The organism is Spirulina sp. 06S082 (assembly GCF_034932145.1).
Classification (GTDB): Bacteria; Cyanobacteriota; Cyanobacteriia; order Cyanobacteriales; family Spirulinaceae; genus CCY15215.
Map to the genome: position 1 here is coordinate 1 of NZ_JAYGHV010000279.1, position 21036 is coordinate 21036.

General features: G+C 41.5%; 19 protein-coding genes. 9 read left to right on the forward strand and 10 right to left on the reverse strand.

Annotated elements, in window-relative coordinates:
* Window positions 1–705: GDP-mannose 4,6-dehydratase (locus tag VB714_RS16600; protein ID WP_323225755.1), on the reverse strand; the 705-nt coding region annotated here is incomplete at its 3' end.
* Between VB714_RS16600 and VB714_RS16605 the strand changes: the two genes are divergently transcribed.
* Together VB714_RS16605 and VB714_RS16610 are read left to right on the forward strand one after the other, a co-directional pair.
* Entirely contained in the window at window positions 699–884 is a 186-nt protein-coding gene (locus VB714_RS16605; RefSeq protein ID WP_323225756.1) for a hypothetical protein, read from the forward strand. The two genes, VB714_RS16600 and VB714_RS16605, sit on opposite strands and share 7 nt — an antisense overlap.
* 31 nt (window positions 885–915) lie before the next feature.
* On the forward strand, window positions 916–1134 hold the full coding sequence (locus VB714_RS16610) for a hypothetical protein (protein ID WP_323225757.1): 219 nt from the start codon (window positions 916–918) through the stop codon (window positions 1132–1134).
* An 80-nt stretch (window positions 1135–1214) separates the two neighbouring features.
* Here the strand turns inward: VB714_RS16610 and VB714_RS16615 are convergent, their stop codons facing one another.
* From VB714_RS16615 to VB714_RS16625, 3 genes are all read right to left on the reverse strand, one after another.
* Window positions 1215–1622 (reverse strand): hypothetical protein, encoded by a 408-nt coding sequence (locus VB714_RS16615; protein ID WP_323225758.1) that lies wholly within the window; start codon window positions 1620–1622, stop codon window positions 1215–1217.
* 9 nt (window positions 1623–1631) lie between these two features.
* Window positions 1632–2756 carry an ABC transporter ATP-binding protein gene (locus tag VB714_RS16620; RefSeq protein ID WP_323225759.1) on the reverse strand — a complete coding sequence of 375 codons (1125 nt, stop codon included), beginning with the start codon at window positions 2754–2756 and terminating at the stop codon, window positions 1632–1634.
* Between the two features lie 393 nt (window positions 2757–3149).
* Window positions 3150–4481, reverse strand: coding sequence for a hypothetical protein (locus VB714_RS16625; protein WP_323225760.1), 1332 nt, complete (start codon window positions 4479–4481; stop codon window positions 3150–3152).
* Between the two features lie 209 nt (window positions 4482–4690).
* On the opposite strand from VB714_RS16625, the gene hemW reads away from it, so the two are divergent.
* Together hemW and VB714_RS16635 are read left to right on the forward strand one after the other, a co-directional pair.
* A complete protein-coding gene (hemW, locus tag VB714_RS16630) occupies window positions 4691–5911 on the forward strand; it encodes a radical SAM family heme chaperone HemW (RefSeq protein ID WP_323225761.1) in 1221 nt (406 codons plus the stop codon).
* 9 nt (window positions 5912–5920) lie between these two features.
* Window positions 5921–6610, forward strand: coding sequence for a hypothetical protein (locus VB714_RS16635; RefSeq protein ID WP_323225762.1), 690 nt, complete (start codon window positions 5921–5923; stop codon window positions 6608–6610).
* 37 nt (window positions 6611–6647) lie between these two features.
* Here the strand turns inward: VB714_RS16635 and VB714_RS16640 are convergent, their stop codons facing one another.
* A complete protein-coding gene (locus VB714_RS16640; RefSeq protein ID WP_323225763.1) occupies window positions 6648–7964 on the reverse strand; it encodes a response regulator in 1317 nt (438 codons plus the stop codon).
* A gap of 66 nt (window positions 7965–8030) precedes the next feature.
* The gene (locus tag VB714_RS16645) at window positions 8031–11111 is read right to left on the reverse strand and encodes a GAF domain-containing protein (RefSeq protein WP_323225764.1); all 3081 of its coding nucleotides are present in this window, start codon (window positions 11109–11111) and stop codon (window positions 8031–8033) included.
* Window positions 11112–11213: 102 nt separating this feature from the next.
* Between VB714_RS16645 and VB714_RS16650 the strand changes: the two genes are divergently transcribed.
* Genes VB714_RS16650 through VB714_RS16660 form a run of 3 tightly spaced genes read left to right on the forward strand, consistent with a single transcriptional unit; the run spans window position 11214 to window position 14212 of the window.
* Window positions 11214–11396 (forward strand): hypothetical protein, encoded by a 183-nt coding sequence (locus VB714_RS16650; RefSeq protein ID WP_323225765.1) that lies wholly within the window; start codon window positions 11214–11216, stop codon window positions 11394–11396.
* A gap of 52 nt (window positions 11397–11448) precedes the next feature.
* Entirely contained in the window at window positions 11449–12894 is a 1446-nt protein-coding gene (locus tag VB714_RS16655; protein ID WP_323225766.1) for a glycoside hydrolase family 13 protein, read from the forward strand.
* Window positions 12895–12943: 49 nt separating this feature from the next.
* Entirely contained in the window at window positions 12944–14212 is a 1269-nt protein-coding gene (locus tag VB714_RS16660) for a family 10 glycosylhydrolase (RefSeq protein WP_416309715.1), read from the forward strand.
* 107 nt (window positions 14213–14319) lie between these two features.
* Here VB714_RS16660 and VB714_RS16665 read toward each other — a convergent pair whose 3' ends face one another.
* Window positions 14320–14475, reverse strand: a complete 156-nt coding sequence (locus tag VB714_RS16665) for a hypothetical protein (RefSeq protein WP_323225768.1) — start codon at window positions 14473–14475, stop codon at window positions 14320–14322.
* A gap of 171 nt (window positions 14476–14646) precedes the next feature.
* Here VB714_RS16665 and VB714_RS16670 point away from each other — a divergent pair, with 171 nt between their 5' ends.
* Window positions 14647–15561 carry a DNA adenine methylase gene (locus VB714_RS16670; protein WP_323225769.1) on the forward strand — a complete coding sequence of 305 codons (915 nt, stop codon included), beginning with the start codon at window positions 14647–14649 and terminating at the stop codon, window positions 15559–15561.
* Between the two features lie 21 nt (window positions 15562–15582).
* Window positions 15583–16041: an EVE domain-containing protein gene (locus VB714_RS16675; protein WP_416309716.1), complete on the forward strand. Its 459-nt coding sequence runs from the start codon at window positions 15583–15585 to the stop codon at window positions 16039–16041.
* A 41-nt stretch (window positions 16042–16082) separates the two neighbouring features.
* Here VB714_RS16675 and VB714_RS16680 read toward each other — a convergent pair whose 3' ends face one another.
* The 3 genes from VB714_RS16680 to VB714_RS16690 are packed head-to-tail and all read right to left on the reverse strand — an operon-like array spanning window position 16083 to window position 20857.
* Window positions 16083–17051, reverse strand: coding sequence for an Rpn family recombination-promoting nuclease/putative transposase (locus tag VB714_RS16680; protein ID WP_323225771.1), 969 nt, complete (start codon window positions 17049–17051; stop codon window positions 16083–16085).
* Window positions 17052–17077: 26 nt separating this feature from the next.
* Window positions 17078–20638, reverse strand: a complete 3561-nt coding sequence (locus VB714_RS16685) for a response regulator (RefSeq protein ID WP_323225772.1) — start codon at window positions 20636–20638, stop codon at window positions 17078–17080.
* Window positions 20639–20662: 24 nt separating this feature from the next.
* Entirely contained in the window at window positions 20663–20857 is a 195-nt protein-coding gene (locus tag VB714_RS16690; protein WP_323225773.1) for a hypothetical protein, read from the reverse strand.
* Between the last annotated feature and the right edge of the window lie 179 nt (window positions 20858–21036).

Here is a 21036-nt window from a genome sequence, read left to right on the forward strand (position 1 = left end):
TTGTAGCATTCGCCACATTACTTCCACGTAATCTCCGGCATAGCCCCAATCTCGTTTAGCATCTAAGTTTCCCATTTCTAAAATATTGCTATACCCTAGTTTAATTGACGCAGCCGTGAGGGTGATTTTACGGGTCACAAAGGAAGGGGGACGGCGCGGGGATTCGTGATTGTACAAAATGCCACTACAAGCAAACAAATTGTAGCGCTCTCGATGATGCACCATTGTCCAATGAGCGTGCAGTTTAGCCGCCGCATAGGGATTTTTGGGGCGAAAGGGGGTATTTTCATCTTGGGGGGATTCTGCGACGGTTCCGAACATTTCCGAACTACTTGCTTGATAGAAACGAGTGCGATCGGACAGGCCAACTTGCCTAACGGCTGCTAATAAGCGAGTGGCGGTACCGGTAATTAAATCTAGGGTACCGAGAGGATCGTTCCAAGAGTGGGGAACAAAACTGGGGGCGGCTAAATTATAGATTTCATCGGGTTGTAGTTCTGCAACGACTTCTCGCAAGATTTGTGCATCTGTGAGATCGACCGCGCGAAATTCTACTTTTTCCGCCAGTTCATCAAGTTTCGCCATACTGCTGCGACGTTCGGGAGGAATGAGTCCGACAACGCGATATCCTTTACTCAACAGCAAGCGACTGAGATAATAGCCATCTTGACCCGTAATCCCTGTAATCAGGGCTGTTTTTGTCATTTGTCAGTTATCGATTATCAATTCTTAATTATCAGTTATTAATTATCAATTATCAATATGTTTGGCAACTCGATCTTTTGCTAGGAGATATTGTGATGGCGATCGCACTTCAGCGATGTTGGGCGATCGCAAAATTTTGCAATAAATTTGCCGGAGAAGAAAAAGATCGCTTATTCTAGAAATAGTATAGGAATCAGGGTGCGGATTACGATGATTAATTTATTAGTACAGTCTGCTTTTCAGACCGGGTGCGTGAGTGTGGCCTCCGAGGCACTCTTGCGCCAACTTCTTAAGCAGCATATCATTCAGCCTTCGGATTTAACTGCGTTGGATGCTCTCGATCGCGCTGTTACCACCGGACGCATTCGGCGAGAAGGGTTGGGAGATTGGCTGGCGATCGCGAGTAATATGACTCTCGCAGTTATTTAATTTCCCGATTCACTGGGAATAATATTTTTTCACAAGGAAAGGAAAAGCAATATTCTTTTCCTTTCCTTTTTTTTGTTGTTTTAGCAATATCGCACAGACTGCTCTAAGGGCAAAGGTTCTCCTGTTTCCGCATTGGTATTTTGACAGGCGAACATTGTATGTGCAGGGATTTTTTCAAATAAAATATCATTTTCCGATCGCATGAGAATATACCCGCGCAACTCTTTGATGGGTAGTTCGGTAATTTCGTCAATTTCCGATGTGAACGATCGCAGGACTAAGGATGCAGAAGGATTGCAACCATTGAGAATTTTGGCCATGAAAAATTCTCTCATTCCTATTTGGTAGCCATATTGGACGCGATCTCCTTGACGTTTTAAATCAATTACGAATGGGGTATCATTACTATCCAAAAATGTGGCAATCGCGCTACTTGAGCAATGTTCTTCAATACTCTCTAGTAGGTTTTGCAATCCTGGTGTCTTCATGATGAATTTTTATGGGTTTGGGTTAAATATTAAACTATCTGAACTGTGCCAACCGATATAAACAAATGCTCCTATTGAGAACTCACTCAATTCTGAATTTAAGTCTAGATCGGTTTGTCGAATTCTCAGGATATCTCCTGTCGCGATCGCGCTAACGATAATCTGAAGATGAGTCCCCAAATAAGTAATTTGTTGAATGCGTCCAGGGTAACAGTTTTCACAATCAGCAATAGGTTCTCCTCTAATTTTAATCTTTTCTGGCCGAATACTGAGAATAATTTTATCTTTTGCCTGAATTTCTTGGTTTCCCAGAGAGAGTTTACTTGCTTTACTGGTCAGCACTAATCCCCTCTCTGTCACTATATTTCCCTCTTCATTTAAGCAGCCGTGCAGTAAATTAGTTTCTCCAATAAAATCGGCGACGAAGGCTGTTTGAGGGCGTTGGTAAATGTCTCTCGGGGAACCTATTTGTTCGAGATTCCCCTGTTGGATGATGGCGATGCGATCGGCTAAAGAAAGCGCTTCTTCGCGATCGTGCGTTACCATGAGAAAGGTGAGTCCCATCTCTCGATGCAGTCGCGCTAATTCTAATTGCATTTCTTTCCGCAATTTTAAATCTAATGCACCCAAGGGTTCATCTAATAATAAAACGGCGGGTCTATCGATCAAAGCACGGGCTAAAGCAACTCGTTGTTTTTGTCCCCCGGAAAGGCGATCGGGATACCTCTGAGCAAATTCTGTTAGTTTGACTTGTTTTAATGCTTGTTGAACTCGCGTTTCACGTTCGTTTTTAGGACATTTTTTCAGTTTTAAACTAAAGGCAATATTTTCGCGGACGGTTAAATGATTAAAGAGAGCATAACTTTGAAAAACCGTATTAACTGGGCGACGATATGGGGGAATTTTGTTCATTAATTGTCCTCGGATCCAAACTTCCCCAGAGGAGGGACTTTCAAACCCGGCGATCGCTCTTAAGATCGTCGTTTTTCCACACCCTGAAGGACCCAGCAAACAAAAAAATTCGCCTTTCTTAATCTTTAAGTTAATCTCTTTGACAACAGTTTCACTATCAAAGATTTGGGAAAAGTGGCGCAATTCAACATCTGGATGCTGAGTATCGAGTTTTGTTGTCATCTCGAAATAAGCAATACTATCATTAATATATCATTAATAATCGCTCCTTCCCAAATTTTTATTCATTATCAGCGCGATCGCGTTTATCGTCACACCGCCGGGGATTGGAAATCCCCGTCTCATACAAAAAGCACCGCCGGGGATTGGAAATCCCCGTCTCATACAAAAAGTCCATTGAAATGGACTACTCTTTTATCGTGAATTTGTCATCAATTGATGCTTTTCTGGGAAACGCGATCGCACCCCTCCCTAATCCATTTTAATGGATTTTTTTTATGAGACAGGGATTTTTAATCCCTGGCGGATCCTGATTTAAACCTTTGGTTTTCAACTAATCCTATTTAAACCCATCGGTAGTAAACCGTTGGTGGGCTACCGATCGCCACGAAAAAGCTACTGTAGTTCTTTTAATTTAGCTTTAGCAAATTCAATCAGTTCTTGTGCTTCAGAAGAAACTGTTGTTCCAGGTTGAACTTTTTGTAGTTCGTTGATAATTCCTTGAATTATGGCTGCGGTTTGGGGACGATTAACGCGATCGGCATTATCTGGGGTAGAAGCGAGAAGATTTTGAATTTGATTTTTTGCTCTTTCAATGGCTTGTACTGATGCTTGTTCTTCTTCTTGTTTCAGTTTAACTTGCGACAAATTAACACGATATTCGGCGATTTTGGTTTGTGCTTGAATATAGCTGGCTTTATCTTGAGGATCGACTTTTTCCAATTGCGCGATCGCCTCTTCCCAAAAGCCGGTAATTTGTTGCCATTTTGCCGCCGAATGGGGAGGATTTTGACTCATTTTAGCAGCTTGCCAGGCAAATTGTTTGGCGACATCGAGAAAAGTTCCTGCCTTTTCGACTGTCTCGAATTTACCGACATTTTTCTCAAAATCTTCGCGATAAAAATTGAATTTTTGTTGTGCTTGTTTGCCTGCAAAAGTTGTAGGAGGAATGAGAGAAATAGTTTGTAGTGCAGTTTGCCAGGAGGCGATCGCGTTTTCTTTCTCCGTTGCGGTTGTAGTTAAATACTTTTGTTTTGCTTGTTCGAGAGTAGTTTCTGTTTCTTGAAGTTGAGTTAAAGCATTTTTTTCTTGAAAAACCTTTGCTTCTGCACGTCCGATCGCCTTTCTTGCTGTTTCAAACTCATCCAAGGTAAATCGCCAACTACAGCTAAAAAAGGTACAATAACGCTGGGGTTCGTAACCTAAAAACCAAACCGGAAGAGCATCAAGATGTTTTTGAGACTGGCTAATTTTTTCTTCTCCTAAGAGGATATCAGAGCTACTGGTTGCTTGATTAATCAGTTGATCTGCTTGTTCGACTTTAGAAATTGCTCCGCGATAATTGCGATCCATATTAAAGAAACTAGGAAGCAATAAAAGCGGTGCTGTTTGAGCAATGGGACGACGAATAGGAGGATAAGGCAAATTAACCACCCAGAGAAGTCCCGTACAGACGACTAAACCTATTGTCCCCGATTTAATGATACCCAAGATTTTAGAGGGATGGTTGGCGCGATCGGCTGCATCGATCGCTTTACTGCTAAAGTCTGGGAACATATCCATAACCGTTGCTCGTAATTCCTCTTTACTCACCGGAGAACCCGACTGTAGCCTCAGTTTTTCCAAGCGTTTGAGAACAATGCCATATTGTACATCACCCTGCGATCGCGAGGCACAACGTTTGGCTTCTTCTGCGAGAATCTTAAAAGCACGATTATTAAGACGCATAATATAGCTATCAACTATCAATTATCAACTATCATCTATCATCTATCATTTTGCCTCTTTTGTGGGAGGAAAGGAATGCTCGAAACAAGAATTTTCAGAAAAATAGGAATTACGCAGCTAGGGAGCGAGACGCTCCCACTACTGTATTCTATTGTTATGGTAGGGCGGTAATGGTATCTTGCCCGCTAATGCGTAACTCCTAAAACAATGTGGAAAGCGATCGCGACACTCCTAGATCCGCTTATGTTCATATTCCCTTCTGTCGTCGTCGCTGCTATTATTGCGACTTCCCGGTTTCTGTGGTCGGCGATCGCCGTAATGGGACGAATTTCAGCGCGATCGCGGAATATGTAGATATTTTATGTCAAGAGATAGCAATAACCCCCCAAAGTCACGAAACCCTCAAAACTATCTTTTTTGGAGGGGGTACCCCTTCTTTACTTTCTGTCCCCCAATTAGAGCAAATTCTCGCCACTCTGAATCAATATTATGGCATTGCTTCGGATGCAGAGATTTCTATGGAAGTCGATCCGGGGACATTTAACCGAGAACAAATTCAAGGCTATCGCGATCTGGGAGTCAATCGTTTTAGTTTGGGAGTGCAGGCTTTTCAAGATGAACTTTTGCAACGATGCGGGCGATCGCATTCCGTCAAAGATATTTTTACCGCGATCGATCTCCTGCGTCAAATCGGGGTCAATAACCTCAGTTTAGACCTCATTTCCGGCTTACCCGAACAAACCCTCGAACAATGGCAATTTTCCCTTAATTCTGCTTGCGATCTGTCCCCAGAACATCTCTCCTGTTACGATTTAGTTCTCGAACCCGTGACGGCTTTCGGTAAACAATTTCAACCTGGGGAAAATCCTCTCCCTAGCGATGAAAATGCCGCACAAATGTATCGCATGGCAGAGAAAACTTTAACCGAAAATGGCTTAGAACATTACGAAATTTCTAACTATGGGCGATCGGGATATCAATGCCGTCATAATCGCATTTATTGGGAAAATTGCCCTTATTATGGATTTGGTATGGGTGCCGCTAGTTATTGGCAAAATTGGCGTTTTACACGCCCTCGTACCCGCCGGGAATACTATGCTTGGGTGCAAAATGGTGCTAAAATTGATGCCTCGGAACTATCAGCACGAGATATTCTCCTGGAAACTTTGATGTTAGGATTGCGTTTGGCAGATGGGGTAAAATTAGAGCAGTTCTCGCCAGAAGTTAGACGACAAATTGCGATCGCGATCGCGCCATATTCTCAAAAAGGTTGGATTATTGCCCTTGATTCTCAAAATCAGTCTGTTCCTTTGTCCAATAATTATATTAGTTCCGATCGCAAAATATTAAAGTTAACCGATCCCGAAGGTTTTCTCTTTTCTAACACTGTTTTAACGTCCTTATTTAAACAATTTGATCTTGATAATTAATCATTGATTATGATTCCTCGAGAATTAGAACGAGAAATTTTTGAACTCCGCGCTTGTAACTTCACACCCCGGCAAATTGCCCGTTATTTGGGAATGCGGGTTGCAGATGTCAAGGCAGCGATCGCCTTGCGAGGAGAACCCGCGATCGCACCCTTAAAAACGCCTCAAGAACTGCCTCCGGTGGCCAAATGTTGGGTTAATTTCAAGTGTGCGAAACGTCTTTTAGATAATATTGAGAACGATGAAGAAATAGCGAGTTGTTTGGGCTTAGTTGTAGTGGCTCGATTTCAAGATTACCATCGTTTACTTGTTTGTACTTATCTAATTGATTATCTCTGTTTAGGGTTAAAAGATACAATGGGAGTGAGAGTCGTCGATAAAGATCGCTACGGTTATTTTTTGCATAATTCTTACCTTCCTTTCCCAGAAGGTTATCAAGAGATTAGTTTAGAAGAAGCGCAGGCGATCGTTCTCGGTTCTATCTATTATGCTGCCCGTTTGGGATTTGATCCCCACCCAGATTTTGACATAACGCGAGACCATTTGGGACAGTGGGATACTATTCTCCCACTTCAATTTGGCCGCAAAGGTAAGCCTCTTTATATTAACGGACCCTACGATAATGCAAGAGAAGTCATCAAGATTTTAGAGGAAAATATTGGTCGAGGAAATTTTGATTATATTCTGGGAATTGGCTAAAATAGAGAGGTCTTATTAATGGAAAACAAAAATTTTGTTATAATAAAATTTCTAAGTCTTTGCGAGTGGCTGGAATTTCAATAATGAAGGTTGTTCCTTGCTCCGATGATTCATAGTCTAAACTTCCTTTATGTTTGTCTACAATAATTTGATAGCTAATTGATAATCCTAATCCTCTCGCTTTGCCTACGGGTTTTGTGGTAAAAAATGGCTCGAATAAACGCGATCGCGCTTCTTCGGAAATGCCGATTCCATTATCTTTAATAATAATTTGAATGCGATCGCCTTCTTCACTTTCCTTCTTTTTAATTTCCAGCCAAATTGTCGGTTCGTGTTGCTCTGGTGCTGCTTCCAAAGCATCAATTGCATTATTCAGTAAGTGTAAAAAAACTTGATTTAACTCTTTGGCAAAACAAATAATTTTAGGAATATCGTGATATTTTTTAACAATATGAATTGGAGTCGCTTTTCTCGCTTCGAGATTATTTTGTTCGAGATTATGTTGTTTGAGACGATGTTCTAAAACCTGTAATGTACTATCTAATTCTCGACTAATCTCCACCGTTTTAATATCTGCTTCATCAAGATGGGAAAAAATTCGCAAAGCGAGGACAATGGAACGAATACGATCTGCTCCAGTGTACATAGATTTCATCAAGTTTGTTAAATCAGATTTGATGAATTCAAAATCTTCCAGAGGATTTTCTGGATTATCAATAGCAGCAGGATATTGTTTTTGGTAAAAAGAAATTGTATCTAATAAGTTTTCAATATACTCATTGGCAGGAATTAAATTACTATAAATAAAACTAATCGGGTTATTAATTTCGTGGGCGACTCCCGCAACTAAACTGGCTAAACCTGACATTTTTTCTTGCTGTACCAGTTGAGATTGAGTTACTTTCAACTTTAGTAAAGTATCTTGCAATTCCTGATTGCGATCGCGCAGTTCTTCATTGAGTTGTCGTAGCTGTAACTGATGTTTAACTCGTGCTAAAACTTCTTCAAAAGCAAAAGGTTTGGTAATATAGTCAGTTCCTCCCACTTGAAAAGCCTTGACTTTATCAAGGGTTTCATTTAAGGCGCTTATAAAAATAACGGGGGTATTATGGTTCTTTTCCTCCATTCTCAATTTTTCACACACTTCATAGCCATTGATATCCGGCATATTAACATCAAGCAAAATTAAATCCGGAATCATTGTTTGAATGGCAAGGAGCGCCATTTTACCATTAATCGCTTTGCGGACATTATAGCCCTGTTCTTGCAGCATATCTGAGAGCAAGCGAAGATTGGCAGGAGTATCATCAACGATTAAAATATCAGCAGGAGCATTTTTTTGGGGATCGGCCATGGCTTTAAGGGGGACAATTCTTAGATTTCTATACTATTGATGAAAGGGCATAAAAAAGAATAAGTTTTATGAGTTCTCCCAATCTCCATCCAGTTGTTGGATTAATGCCATAATGCGATCGAATCGGAAACCCATCGCCATTGTAGTCAGGTCTGAGGCAAGCATCACTTGTTCTGAGGGAATCTGTTCGATCAGTTGGCAAACGAGATCGTCACTGCCTTGGGCAGCCCCATGATATAAGTCTTTAATCCATTCTGGCGGCATCTGTGCGAGGGCATTGAGAGAAGATGGCGAATCATGGCTAAAATCTGAAGATGGGCGATCGCGGCTTTTGTTTTTTGCCTCTGCATAACGGTAGACTACCCCTAAATGTTCGCTCATTTTCTGCAATAATTCCCCTTCTCGAAAAGGCTTGCGAACAAAACCGTCAAATCCCAAGGTGAGAACATTATTTCGGGTTTCCTCAAAAGCACTGGCGGTTAGAGCAATAATAGGAATAGTTGGAAGTTGAGGATTTTCTCGCTCCTTTTGGCGGATTGCTAGTACGGCTTCGTAGCCATCCATTTCTGGCATTTGTAAATCCATCCAAATTAAGTCAGGTTGCCAAGATTCCCACAAGGCGATCGCTTCTCTGCCATTTTGGGCTTTCTCAACAGCAAAACCGAGGCGATCGAGCAAATCGACTAAAAGCAAACGATTGGCTGCATTATCTTCCACGACTAAAATGCGGTAGATGGGTTGGTCTGCAGCCAAGCCAATAATCTGGCCTTTATTGTTCTCTTCTGCCTCAACGGACTCCCATTCAACTGGGACGACTTGTATGGTAAAGCTAAACTTAGAACCTTGACCAACACTACTTTCAACCTCTATGCAACCTCCCATTAATTCGACGAACTTCTGACTGATGGGCAACCCTAAACCCGTACCTTGCTGGGAGGCAATCCCTGTTTTTGTTTGCTCGAAGGCTTTAAATAATTTATCTCGTTCTTCTGGGGCAATTCCATGTCCTGTATCTTCTACTGCAAAATGAAGCAGTTTAACCCCCTTCTGAGTCAGGGCGATCGCCGCCTGTTGCTTCGCTAAAGAGACTCGTAAGCTCGCAGAACCGGTTTGAGTAAACTTAATGGCATTACCCAACAAATTAATCAAAACTTGACGCAATTTGCTCTCATCAGCGCGAATGTATCGCGGTATATCTGCATCGCGTTGGAAATTCAGATCGATATTTTTAGAGGTGGCTTTCAGTGTTAGCATTTGCTGCAAATTATCGAGGAGGCTATACAAGTCGAAATCGCTTTCTTGCAGTATGGTGCGTCCCGCCTCGATTTTTGACATTTCCAGGATGTCATTAATCAGCGTCAGCAAATGTTCCCCCGAACGATTGATCGTATCAATGTATTGTTCGTGTTTTTCTGTTAAAGAGCGATCGCCACTCATCAATTGACTAAAGCCTAAAATTGCATTGAGGGGAGTCCGCAGTTCGTGGCTCATATTGGCCAGAAATTCGCTCTTGGCACGATTAGCAGTATCGGCAATCTCTTTCGCTTCGGCGAGTTCTTTGGCTTGTCGTTGGATTTGCTCGAATAATTCTGCCTGGTGAACCGCAACCCCTAATTGATTGCCCGTCTCGGACAGAATTTTAACTTCTGCTTCTTGCCAATGACGGGGGGCGGAATTTTGGTAAGCGCATAATAACCCCCATAATTTTTTCTGAGCAAAGATCGGCACGATCAGATAAGAGCGAGCCTGGATTTTGTGCAAAAGTTCTAGATAGCATTCGTTAAACCCAGCCACTTCGATGTCGGTAACGCGACTATAAGCAATCGTGCGATAAAATATGCCCCCTTGAGTCTCTTGCAGGTAAGTATCCTCCAGAAAAGGACTGTCGGTTTTTAACTGGCAGTTGTCGGCATCGGCGGTGTTTTGTAGGGTTGTCAAAAGTTCTTGAGATGGTGATAATAGTTGTTTCCAGCCTCGGGCAACGGATTCGGAAACGACTTCCCCACTCCAGTCTGGGGCAAAGCGATACACGAGAAGGCGATCGCAGTTCAGGGCGAGGCGCAGTTCTTTCGTGGTGGTGTCAAATATTTCCCGCACATCTAGGGTTTGCCGCATTTTTTGCAGAACGTGGATGATAGTTTTTTCCCGTTCTGCGACTTGTTGTAGTGTGATATTAACTGTCTTGAGGTCGGCGGTGCGTTCTATCACTCGTGCTTCTAACTCGGCTTTAGTGCGGGCAAGGTCTTGGGTTGCTCTCTGGCGTAGCAATTCAGCCGAAGCTCTGGCGGCGAACACTTGCACGATCCCCTGGGTGCGATCGTCGGCAAAGAGGGGTTGGGAGTGAATAATGCACAAATTCCCGATCGCCTTTTGTTCTTCGTCGAGAAGGGGTACGCCTAAATAACTCACGGCGTTCATTTGTTGCAGCGATCGCGCTTCAGGAAATAATTCTTGTAATTTATCGGGATAATAGTAGGGCTTGGCTGCTTCGGTGACGGCTTGCCAAGGGGTTTCTCCTAGGGCGTACTCAAAATTATCCACCAATCCTTCCCCTACTTGAGAAGCGAGGGCGTGTAATTGGCGATCGACAATCTCTGCGATCGCCACGCAATGGACATTCAGTGCCGCCGCTAAATGATGGACCAGTGCGGGAAAGAATTCTTCTCCGGTAACGGCGGCGGTTCCGGTGACAATACTTCGTAAAATCTCTTCCGTGCTTTGGCGTTCGCGAATTTCTTGTTGCAGTTCTTGATTAATTTTTTCCAGTTCTTCTGGGGTTTTGAGTGCCAAAAATTGAGGCAGGAGAACCATCATTTGGGCGGCGGTGATACAAGAAACAAGAGCAGTAATGGCTTGTTCGACTCCGGATAGCCAATAGGCAGGATGCCACAATGTCCATATTTCTAAGAGATGTCCCGTGCCGCAAAGAATAATAAATGCACCAAAAAGCAGGAAAACCCCCATAAAAGGTACGTCACTACGCCTACTCACAAAATAGATAAGCATCGCTGGAATTGAAAAATAGGCGATCGCAATAAATAAATCACTCGTTACGTGCAGCCAAATCAAGGAAGTTTGCCACAAATAACAAGAACCGTGGGGCATATATTGACTCGGGGATAAAATATTCTCTACGAAGTTCCACATTTGTTTTTATTTAGGTTTTTGGAGAAAAACTTTGATTATATTTGGGGAATCGGTTAAGATAGGAAACTGTTTGAGTTTAGCAAATCTACAGGAGCGATCGCAATGACAGAAGTGATGGACAAACAAACCCTCAAAGAACGAATTGAAGCGGTTCAAGGCAAGCGCGAATTTCTGCTCAATTTACTCGAACAACCCGATTTAGGAACGTTGCGCCTCGATGTCAATCAGGCATTAGAAGAATTAGATGAGTTGGTTGAAGAAGCTGACGAAGTTTTTCCGGAGTGAACAAATACTCGAAACTCGATCGTTAATTCATCATTATTGCAAACTATAAACTATGATTATTAAAACACCGGATTGGGTCAAAAATGCGGTTTTTTATCAAATCTTTCCCGATCGCTTTGCTAAGGGGAAAAACAACACCTCTAAGCAAAAGTTTAATCCTATCCTGCAACCTTGGCAAGCAAAACCAACATTAGACGGTTATAAAGGTGGCGATCTATGGGGAGTTATTGAACGTCTCGATTATTTGCAAGATTTAGGCATTAATGCTCTCTATTTTACCCCTATTTTTCAATCCGCAAGCAATCACCGCTATCACCCCCACGATTACTATAAAATCGACCCGATGTTAGGGGGAAATGAAGCCTTTACTGCCCTTAGAGAAGCAACCCGCGATCGCAATATCAAAATTGTTCTTGATGGTGTCTTCAATCATGCCAGCCGAGGCTTTTTCTTTTTTAATGATATTCTCGAACATGGAGATAAATCGCCCTGGTTAGATTGGTTTAAAGTCGAAGGTTGGCCGCTTTCAGCTTACGATGGCAGTAAGCCAGCAAATTATAAAAGTTGGGTCGATAATCGCTCTTTACCCCAATTCAATCACGATAATCCCGACGTGCGAGAATATATCATGCAGGTGGGAGAATATTGGCTACAACAAGGGATTGATGGCTGGCGTTTAGATGTTCCCGCAGAAGTCGAAACCCCTGGATTTTGGCAAGAGTTTCGCGATCGCGTTAAAGCAATTAATCCCGAGGCTTATATTGTGGGAGAAGTTTGGATTGATGCCCGAAAATGGCTCGATGGGACGCAATTTGATGCGGTGATGAATTACTTATTTGCCGTCCCTACTATTGCATTTACGGCAGGCGATCGCGTCGATAAAGAGCTATTAAATAACTCTGAATATTATCCCACTCCGGCGATCGATGCGGCTGAATATGCTCATAAAATACAGGAATTATTTGCGCTTTATGACTGGGAAATTCACCTCGCCCAACTCAACCTTCTCGATAGTCACGATACAGCACGATTATTAAGCATTGCTGGGGAAGATATTGACAGTTTAAAACTAGCGACATTGCTATTATTTACGTTTCCTGGTGCGCCTTGTATTTTTTATGGGGATGAAATTGGCTTAACAGGAGGCATCGATCCGGATAATCGCTGGGGTTTTCCCGAGGAAAAAGATTGGCATCAAGACTTATTAAAATTTCACAAAGAATTAATTGCTTTGCGCCATCAATATCCCGCTTTACGAACAGGAAATTATGAGACTATTTTAGCAGAAAAAATGGTTTACGGATTTAAACGAACTGGGGAAGATTCTGAATTACTGGTCTTGGTTAATTCCGGCTCAGAATCAGCCTCAGTTAACCTAGAGGTTGAAAAAACAAATTATCAACTGATTTATGGGGATGCAAAAATAATTAGAGGTGAGAATAATACATTAACATTAACTTTAAATTTACCTTCTAGGCAAGGTTGTATTTTGGGTTAGTGTATAAGATGAAATAAACTAATGTTTGCCCTGGATACGAACCCCTATTATGTCAAAGTCAAAAAAGAAGCAAAGTGGATGTGGATGTTCGAGTATTCCCTTTTCTGCGATAATCGTATTCTTAGGATTGGGCTATTTTTTATTCTCCCAGAGAGATCGTTTAGATATTGGTCGTTTTTTACCGAGTCAGTTACAAGCAAAAATTCCTTTTTTGAATATTTCTACCACTGAAGAGAAAATTTCTTCTCCAATCATTTCCCCCAGTTCAGTAAATACAAATAAAGTTCCTCCTCTTCCACTTCCGTCTCCAAGTTCAGCAAATACCAATAAAGCATCTTCGCTTCCAAGTCCAATCAATTCTCAACCCAAACCACAGCCAGATTTAGGACAAGAAACCCCCGCTACAACTCCATCATCTCAAAAACCTTGGAAGCAAAAAAATATTCGCGGTATTTATTTAAGTCGCTACCAAGTCACGAATAATGCTAACGAAGAAACCATTCGCCAACGAGTTCGTTACTATCGCGATCGCGGAATTAATACGATTATTCATGGCGTTTGGGGAAATATTTGTACGATGTATAAAAGTGAAGTTCTCGCAGAAAAATTTGGTTATAGTAGCTGCCCCAATCAGTTTCAAGACCGTTGGTTGGATTGGTTAATTGATGAAGCCCATAAACAAGGAATGGAAGTTCATGCTTACTTTGAAAAAGGGATTAAAATAGACAAAAATAGTCCTTTATTCGATCTCGCGATCGAGCGAAGATGGATTGTTGCTGGAGTGGACAAAACCCATAAAGGTGTCGATCATTATGTCCTCGATATTAGCATTCCCGAAGTCAGTAATTTTTTAACCGAGATTTTGGTGGAATTCGTGCAGAAATACCCCACTATTGATGCTGTTCAATGGGATGATTATCTTGGTTATCATGCAGAATTACCGGGTCAAGTCGATCGCACGGCTAAATTAACAGACTTTGTACAAAAGGCGATCGCTGAAATGAAAAAAGCCAACTCTGCTGTTAATTTTGATATTTGTCATCACAATCCTTATTGGGCGAAGAAATACTTTGCTGCTGACTGGAAAACATGGAATGTAGACCGTGTATTTATTCAGGTTTACGATACAGAGAATTTCAATGTTGAACTCAAATATGTAAAAGCTCAATATGGTATTTCTATTACCGAAAGACAATTCGATCGCCTAGAAGAATTAGTGAAAGACCCTCAAATCAAAAGTATTTTATTATTTCCTCTTTCTGGAAAACCAGAAGAAATGGCTGCTACTTTCGACAATCTAATGAAAAAGACAAACTGATTTAATCATATTCTACTTATCAATTTATCAATGAGGTAAAATACGAGGCGATCGCGCTTTCAAATTGCGTTGCTTTTCGGTAATTAAATCCTCAAATTGTTCAATTTTCACGCCCATTTCCTTGCCGCATTTTTCAGGGCTTCAAGGAAGCGATCGATATCTTCTTCATAACCGCAATTACAAGCAGCAACGGTAACACCTAAGACAGCATTTGCCTTAGCACAATCAATCAATTCTGTTCCTGTTAGTGTTGATTTTGCCATAAGTTTATCTCTTTATTTCCATAAAACAAAATATTCCGACTGCCACGCATCCCTCAATTGATAGAGTTTTTTCTCTCTCGTCTCTATCACGAGAAGGATGCAGAATTCTCGATCTAGAGAAATTGGAGGCTATTATCGCTTATAATTACGGGGGATCGTTAAAAATATGCAATGACTACAACTTGTCCCGAAATAATAAAAGCCAAACCTTTTTTAAAATGGGCTGGAGGAAAATCCCAGCTTATTCCTGAGATTCAATCTGTTTTATCTCTGAAATTCAATAACTATAACGATCCTTTCACTTACATTGAACCTTTCATCGGAGGCGGATCTGTACTATTTCATCTGTTTAAAACTTTCCCGAACTTAGAGAAAGCAATCATAAATGATATCAACACCGATCTAATAGTAGCATATCAAACAATTAAAACATATCCTCAACAATTGATAGATGCTTTACAAAATATTGAAAAAGAGTATTATGGTTTAAATAATATTGCTAAGAAAAATGAATTTTTCTTAGAAAGACGAAATCAATTTAATCAGAAAAACAGACATAATAATATCGATAATACTGTTTTGCTTATATTTCTTAATAAAACTTGTTTTAATGGATTGTATAGAGTAAATAGTAAAGGTTTATTTAATGTCCCTTTTGGAAAATATATCAAACCAAAGATTTGTGATGCAGAAACTATCTGGTCTGTTCATCAATGTCTACAAAAAACAACCATTTTAAATGGGGATTTTGAGCAGACATTACAATATGCAGATCAAAAGACTTTCTTTTATTTAGACCCACCTTATAAGCCCATTAAAACAACTTCTTCTTTTACTTCATATACAAAAGAGAATTTTGGCGACTCTGACCAACTCAGGCTCAAAGGGTTTTGTGATAAAATTAATGAAACAAATTGTAAATTTATTCAGAGTAATTCTGATGTAAGAAATTATGATGAAAAAAATAGCTTCTTTGATGAATTGTATAAAAAATACAATATTAATCGAGTTAAAGCTAGACGTAATATAAATTCAAAAGGAGCAAAAAGAGGCAAAATTGACGAGATTTTAATACACAACTTTTAATTTTTTAGGAGTAAAAACATGATGAATTATTGGCTCTTAAAGTCAGAACCTAGCGATTATAGTATTACCGATCTAGAACGCGATCGCGCAGCAATTTGGGATGGAGTCCGAAATTACCAAGCAAGAAACTTTCTCCGTCAAATGCGATCGGGCGATCGGGCATTTTTCTATTATTCCAATACCAAACCTCCTGGAATTGTAGGATTAGCAAAAGTCATTCGTGAAAATGTCATCGATCCCACACAATTTGACCCCAATGATAAACATTACGATCCCAAAGCAACCCCAGAAAATCCACGCTGGCAAACTGTAGAACTTGAATTTATCAAAACCTTTCCGCGATTTATTTCTCTTACTGAACTTAAGGAAAACTTCCTAGCAGATGAACTCCTTGTTGTCAAGCGAGGAAATCGATTATCTGTTATGCCTGTCCCTGAAACTGTCGCTAAAAAAATATTAGAATTAGTTGATGTTTCCTGATGATTGTTTGTTCATAAAACATCCATCAAGAATAAAAAGTATTAATGTGTTTGAAGCCAATTGAGTAAATCTTCAGAAGTAGTAAATTCCCAGATTGCATCCCCCAGAGTTTCTAGTTGTTGGGAATTCAAACTTTCGATTGAATTTATAGTTTCTAAATTTAATTCTCCAAAACGTCGCTGAAGTTGCCGTAATAATAAATTCCTTTCTCCTTCCAATTTTCCTTCTAATTTTCCTTCTAACCTTCCTTCTAACCTTCCTTCTAACCTTCCTTCTTCTAAACCCTCTTCTCGACCTTCTCTTTTCGCAAAAATCATTTCTCCTTGTCGATCTCGCAAGAACATTTCCTGTTTGTCTAATTTGTCTAGTTCTTCTACTGTCAAACTAGCTTTGTTGGCAATATTTAAGGCTTTATCAATCTGAGGAATCTGTTTCATATTGTCGGGAACGATTTCCAAATTGGGTGCTTCTTTGATAAAGTAAATCCATTTATCGGCAATTGTTTCTAATTCATCTAGCTTTTTCTTGAATTTTGGTAGTTCGACAAAAACCAGTTTTAATTCTTTTTCCTGATAAGAAATTTTTTCAGTTTCCTCTTTAAAGTGAAAACGAGTAATTACTTTCTGAGTATCTGCAAAAAGTTTAAAATCGGTAATGGTTAAGGCAATTACAGGATTGAGAAAAGAATAGCCTTGACCAGACTTGAGTTGATTGGTATAAGTTTTACACAAATTATAAACTACCCGTTTTTCAAAAGCCTCCACATTCCAAACCTGCATTTCAATAATCACGGTAATGCCATCGGCTAATATTGCTTTGACATCTAGATAACTATCTTTAAGATCGACAGTATTTCCCGCATTATAGGGATCGATAATTTCTAAATCTTGGATGATATCACGATCGCCATAAATCATGGCATTCAGAAAAGAGATGAGAATATCTTTACTGCCATCTGAGCCAAAGATTTTTTTAAAGGCAAAGTCGGTTTTAGGGCTAATAAATCTCATAATTCAAAATAATAAATAAAAAATCATTAAGTATTAATAAAATATGTTAACACATCGTATTCAATTCCTTTTAACTGGAGAAACTTAAATTTTTCCTTTTCTTCTGGTGATAAATAATCGGCCACGGTTGCCGATACTAAAATTTTACTCGGTGTTGCGGCTTCTTGAAGGCGAGAGGCAATATTTACCGAAGGACCGATCGCGGTATAGTCAGAACGGTGTTGACTGCCAAACATTCCCACCACAGCTTTACCTTGATGAATACCGCAGCGAAACTGCACTGGGGGGACATTATTGACCCCAATAATGCCCTGTTTCCTCCAGCGATCGTTTAACTCATCTAAGACCCGATACATCTCCTTTGCCGTCCCAATCGATCGCCGCACCTGTTCTTCTGGGGAAAGGTCTTGAGGAGCGCCAAACAGCGCGATTATCGCATCTCCCATAAACTTATCCACCGTGCCGCCATACTCAAAAACCACTTCTGTCATAACTTGGAGATATTCATTTAAAACCCGTGCAATTCCTTGGGATTCTAATTGATTTGATAACTTTGTAAAACCGACAATATCGCTAAATAAAATCGTGATCAAGCGCGGTTCCGGCTCTAACCCTAATGTCATTTCCCCTCGTGCAGCTTTTTGAACCATTTCCGGGGGTAAAAAGCGCTGTAAAACTGCTTCTGTCAGATAAGTATTTAATTTCTTAACTCGTTCCTCATTGGCCTTTAATGAGAGTAAATTGCGCGTGCTGGCCAGTAATTCGCGATCGTTAAAGGGTTTCGCTAAATACGCATCTGCGCCTTGTTCCGTCCCTTGGAGGCGACTGCCTTCATCAGCCTTCGCTGTTAACAAAATAATTGGCGTACCCCGTAATTCCTCATTATTTCGTACCATCTTCACCAAATCCAACCCCGAGACTTTGGGCATCATAACATCACTGACAATCAACTGAGGGCGCTGTTCTTCCGTCATGCGATAACCTTCCGCGCCATTGCGTGCCGTACAAACGCGATAACCCGCCGATCGCAAAACCGAGGAAACGTAGCTGCGTAAATCTGGATTGTCATCTACCACTAAAACCAGGCGATCGCCTGGTTGAAAATCTAAATTAGGATTATTAGTATATTCAGGAATATTGAGAGGGGCGATCGCTTCAATTTCTCGCGTTTCTTCTGCCTCGAGCAACTCCGCCTCCAAATCCGCCAACTCCACCGCCGATCGCGCTGCTTGCATTTCCAAAGGCAGATCGAGAACCAAATCGGAAGTTAAATGACTCGTCCCTTCATAAAGCAAAACCGTAAAAGTTGTCCCCGCTATTTCTCCTTCTCGTTCTTCTCCCAGCTTCACCGAACTCACCGAAACTTCTCCCCCATGTAATTCGACAATTTCCTTAACCAGCGCTAAACCTAAACCCGTTCCTTCATAAGAACGATTCACCGATCCCTCTGCCTGTCGAAAACGCTCGAATAAATGGGTGATTTGGGAAGGAGAAATGCCAATCCCCGTATCCCGTACTTGTAAGCAAACGCGCCCCTCTAAGGACTTGAGGGTGATGGTGATTTTTCCTCCCGCTTCGGTAAATTTCATCGCATTGGAGAGAAGATTGTAGAGGACCTTATCAAATTTGTCCCCATCGAGATAAATCGTCTGAGTTGCCTCGAGTTGCGTTTCCAAATGTAAGCCCTTGCGCTGACAATAAGGGCGAAAAGTCTCGACAATTTGCTCGGAAAATTCCGCCAAATTGCAGGGGCGAAAACTGGGCTGCATTCGTCCGGCATCCAAGCGCTGTAGATCGAGGAGTTGATTCACTAAACGCAGGAGTCGGCGGGAGTTTCGCAGGGCAATTTGAGCGCGATCGAAGGGTAAATCCTCTTGGCGATCGATCGCCGATTCCAGGGGACCGATCATCAAGGTTAACGGGGTGCGGAATTCGTGAGATATATTCTGAAAAAACTCCGTTTTTTGCCGATCCGACTCCATCAGGCGTTCTGCTTGCTGGCGGGTTTGTTGGAAAAGTCGCGACTGTTGTACCGCGATCGCCGCTTGAGAAGCCACCGCTTGAGCCAGTTCGATATCAGCATGGGACCAGCGACGGGGTTTGCTGCTTTGCCGAAGGGTAATGCTACCGATAATCTGCTCATCCACCAGTAAAGGTACCACTAATAAAGCACGAGCCGGCGATCGCAAGGGCAAATCGACCCCTTTAATCTCCTCAACGTTCTCGTCCTCCATATCCATCACCACCACGGGTTCTCGCGTTTTTAACAACTCTTGCAAAACGGGATTCCCCGAAATCGGAACCACAGATTGAGGTAGAGAGGATTGTGAACGATCGCTCTCTATTGCCCGTTGCCCGTTGCCTTTTGCCTCTTGTCCCATGACTGATAACGCTGGATCTGCTTCCGTTTCAACCCAGGCCGAAGCGCGATCGTATAAACCCACGCATTTGACAAATTCATCCTCTTCCGTCCAGAGGGACAGCGCACAGCCATCAACCTCCAGGGTGCTTCCCAATTGTTGAGTTACAGCCATGAAAATTTCTTGAGGATCCAGGGAAGAACGAATACCCGAGGCGATCGTATTTACCAATGCCTCTCGCTTGGCCAAAGACTGGACCCGCTCGTAGGAACGAGCTTGAGAAATAGCTAAAGCAGCTTGATCCGCAACCATTACCGCCAATTGAATTTCATCATCTTCCCAAAAATGCAACTCCCGACAGCGATGGAGAGCCATTACCGCCGTTAAATCCCCCTGACTGATGAGAGGAATAATTAACGTCGAACGAATATCAGCCATTTGAAAGGCTTTAAGACGCTGAAGAATTTCTGGGCTATCTCCTTGCAGAAACTCACAAGTTTCAATGTCATTGATAATTTGCACTTCTTGTGTTTCCCAGATCGTCAGATCTAGAGCTGCATTATCAATCCCTGAAAGAATTTCGCCGTCTGTGGGATTAGATTTTTTTTCATAGGCAAAAGACCCCTCGATCGCGTCATCCTCATCAAAAGTTCGCAAAATACACAGGTCTACACCCAACATATGACCGACGGTATCGACAATGGTTTGCAAAACATCTTTGAGGGGAGATTCCCCCATGCGACCGTATTGGGCATTGCGAATGGTATTTGTAACCGTATTGAGCAGGGTTTCGCGTTTAAGAGAACGACTGAGTTCGTCAGTGCGGATTTTGAGCACATTATGAGTATCGAGGGCTTGGCGCACGATATCTTTGAGAAAATCCGCTTCCCAAGGTTTTGTCACGTATTTAAAGACTTTGCCACTATTAATGGCTTCGACTAAATCTTCAACATCGGTATAACCCGTGAGGATAATGCGAATAATATCGGGATATTGAACCGCAGCAAGGCTGAGAAATTCCGTTCCACTCATGATCGGCATACGCTGATCGGAAATAATGACAGCAATATCAGGAGTTTGCGCCAAAACCTCTAAACCCTTTGGACCGCTTTCTGCTTTAAGCACTTTATACTCGCGATGAAAGGTCCGGTAGAGCAGATCCAAATTGTCTGGCTCGTCATCAACGACCAGAATTTTCGGTTTTTTAAGTCTTGCTTGGGATTTCATTCACCGCTCTCCTAGCGTTGCCCATTATCGGGGTGTATTGCATGGACTGTGGCGATCGCGTCCAAGAAATGATTGGACGCGATCGCTGAGTTTGTTTAACCAATTTTTTGACCAATTTTCAGTATTATTCTCGAATTCCTCCGATAAAGATGTTGCGAACAATATAACGAGGGGTTGCACCCACACCCTGATTTCTGTGTGAGGATTATTTTGCCGCACAGTTAACCCGCATGACTTTCTTAACAATACTATTTTTCCCAGAGATTGTCGGCAATTCAGTATCAAAGTTCCCATTCTGTTTTTTGGAGGATTTGCGGGTAAAATTCAGATTGAGTAGAAATAAAGCATTGAATTCAGATGTTTTATTTCTCTCTCATCAGATTTTTCTTTTTATGTAT

What these genes read in the sequence shown, in the direction of transcription:
- VB714_RS16640 (WP_323225763.1), bottom strand. Translation starts at nt 7,964, where the DNA reads ATGGCCGATCCCCAAAAAAATGCTCCTGCTGATATTTTAATCGTTGAT.
- VB714_RS16615 (WP_323225758.1), bottom strand. Translation starts at nt 1,622, where the DNA reads ATGAAGACACCAGGATTGCAAAACCTACTAGAGAGTATTGAAGAACAT.
- VB714_RS16645 (WP_323225764.1), bottom strand. Translation starts at nt 11,111, where the DNA reads ATGTGGAACTTCGTAGAGAATATTTTATCCCCGAGTCAATATATGCCC.
- VB714_RS16610 (WP_323225757.1), top strand. Translation starts at nt 916, where the DNA reads ATGATTAATTTATTAGTACAGTCTGCTTTTCAGACCGGGTGCGTGAGT.
- VB714_RS16625 (WP_323225760.1), bottom strand. Translation starts at nt 4,481, where the DNA reads ATGCGTCTTAATAATCGTGCTTTTAAGATTCTCGCAGAAGAAGCCAAA.
- VB714_RS16685 (WP_323225772.1), bottom strand. Translation starts at nt 20,638, where the DNA reads ATGAAATCCCAAGCAAGACTTAAAAAACCGAAAATTCTGGTCGTTGAT.
- VB714_RS16655 (WP_323225766.1), top strand. Translation starts at nt 11,449, where the DNA reads ATGATTATTAAAACACCGGATTGGGTCAAAAATGCGGTTTTTTATCAA.
- VB714_RS16670 (WP_323225769.1), top strand. Translation starts at nt 14,647, where the DNA reads ATGACTACAACTTGTCCCGAAATAATAAAAGCCAAACCTTTTTTAAAA.
- VB714_RS16650 (WP_323225765.1), top strand. Translation starts at nt 11,214, where the DNA reads ATGACAGAAGTGATGGACAAACAAACCCTCAAAGAACGAATTGAAGCG.
- VB714_RS16635 (WP_323225762.1), top strand. Translation starts at nt 5,921, where the DNA reads ATGATTCCTCGAGAATTAGAACGAGAAATTTTTGAACTCCGCGCTTGT.
- VB714_RS16675 (WP_416309716.1), top strand. Translation starts at nt 15,583, where the DNA reads ATGAATTATTGGCTCTTAAAGTCAGAACCTAGCGATTATAGTATTACC.
- VB714_RS16680 (WP_323225771.1), bottom strand. Translation starts at nt 17,051, where the DNA reads ATGAGATTTATTAGCCCTAAAACCGACTTTGCCTTTAAAAAAATCTTT.
- VB714_RS16665 (WP_323225768.1), bottom strand. Translation starts at nt 14,475, where the DNA reads ATGGCAAAATCAACACTAACAGGAACAGAATTGATTGATTGTGCTAAG.
- VB714_RS16660 (WP_416309715.1), top strand. Translation starts at nt 12,944, where the DNA reads ATGTCAAAGTCAAAAAAGAAGCAAAGTGGATGTGGATGTTCGAGTATT.
- VB714_RS16620 (WP_323225759.1), bottom strand. Translation starts at nt 2,756, where the DNA reads ATGACAACAAAACTCGATACTCAGCATCCAGATGTTGAATTGCGCCAC.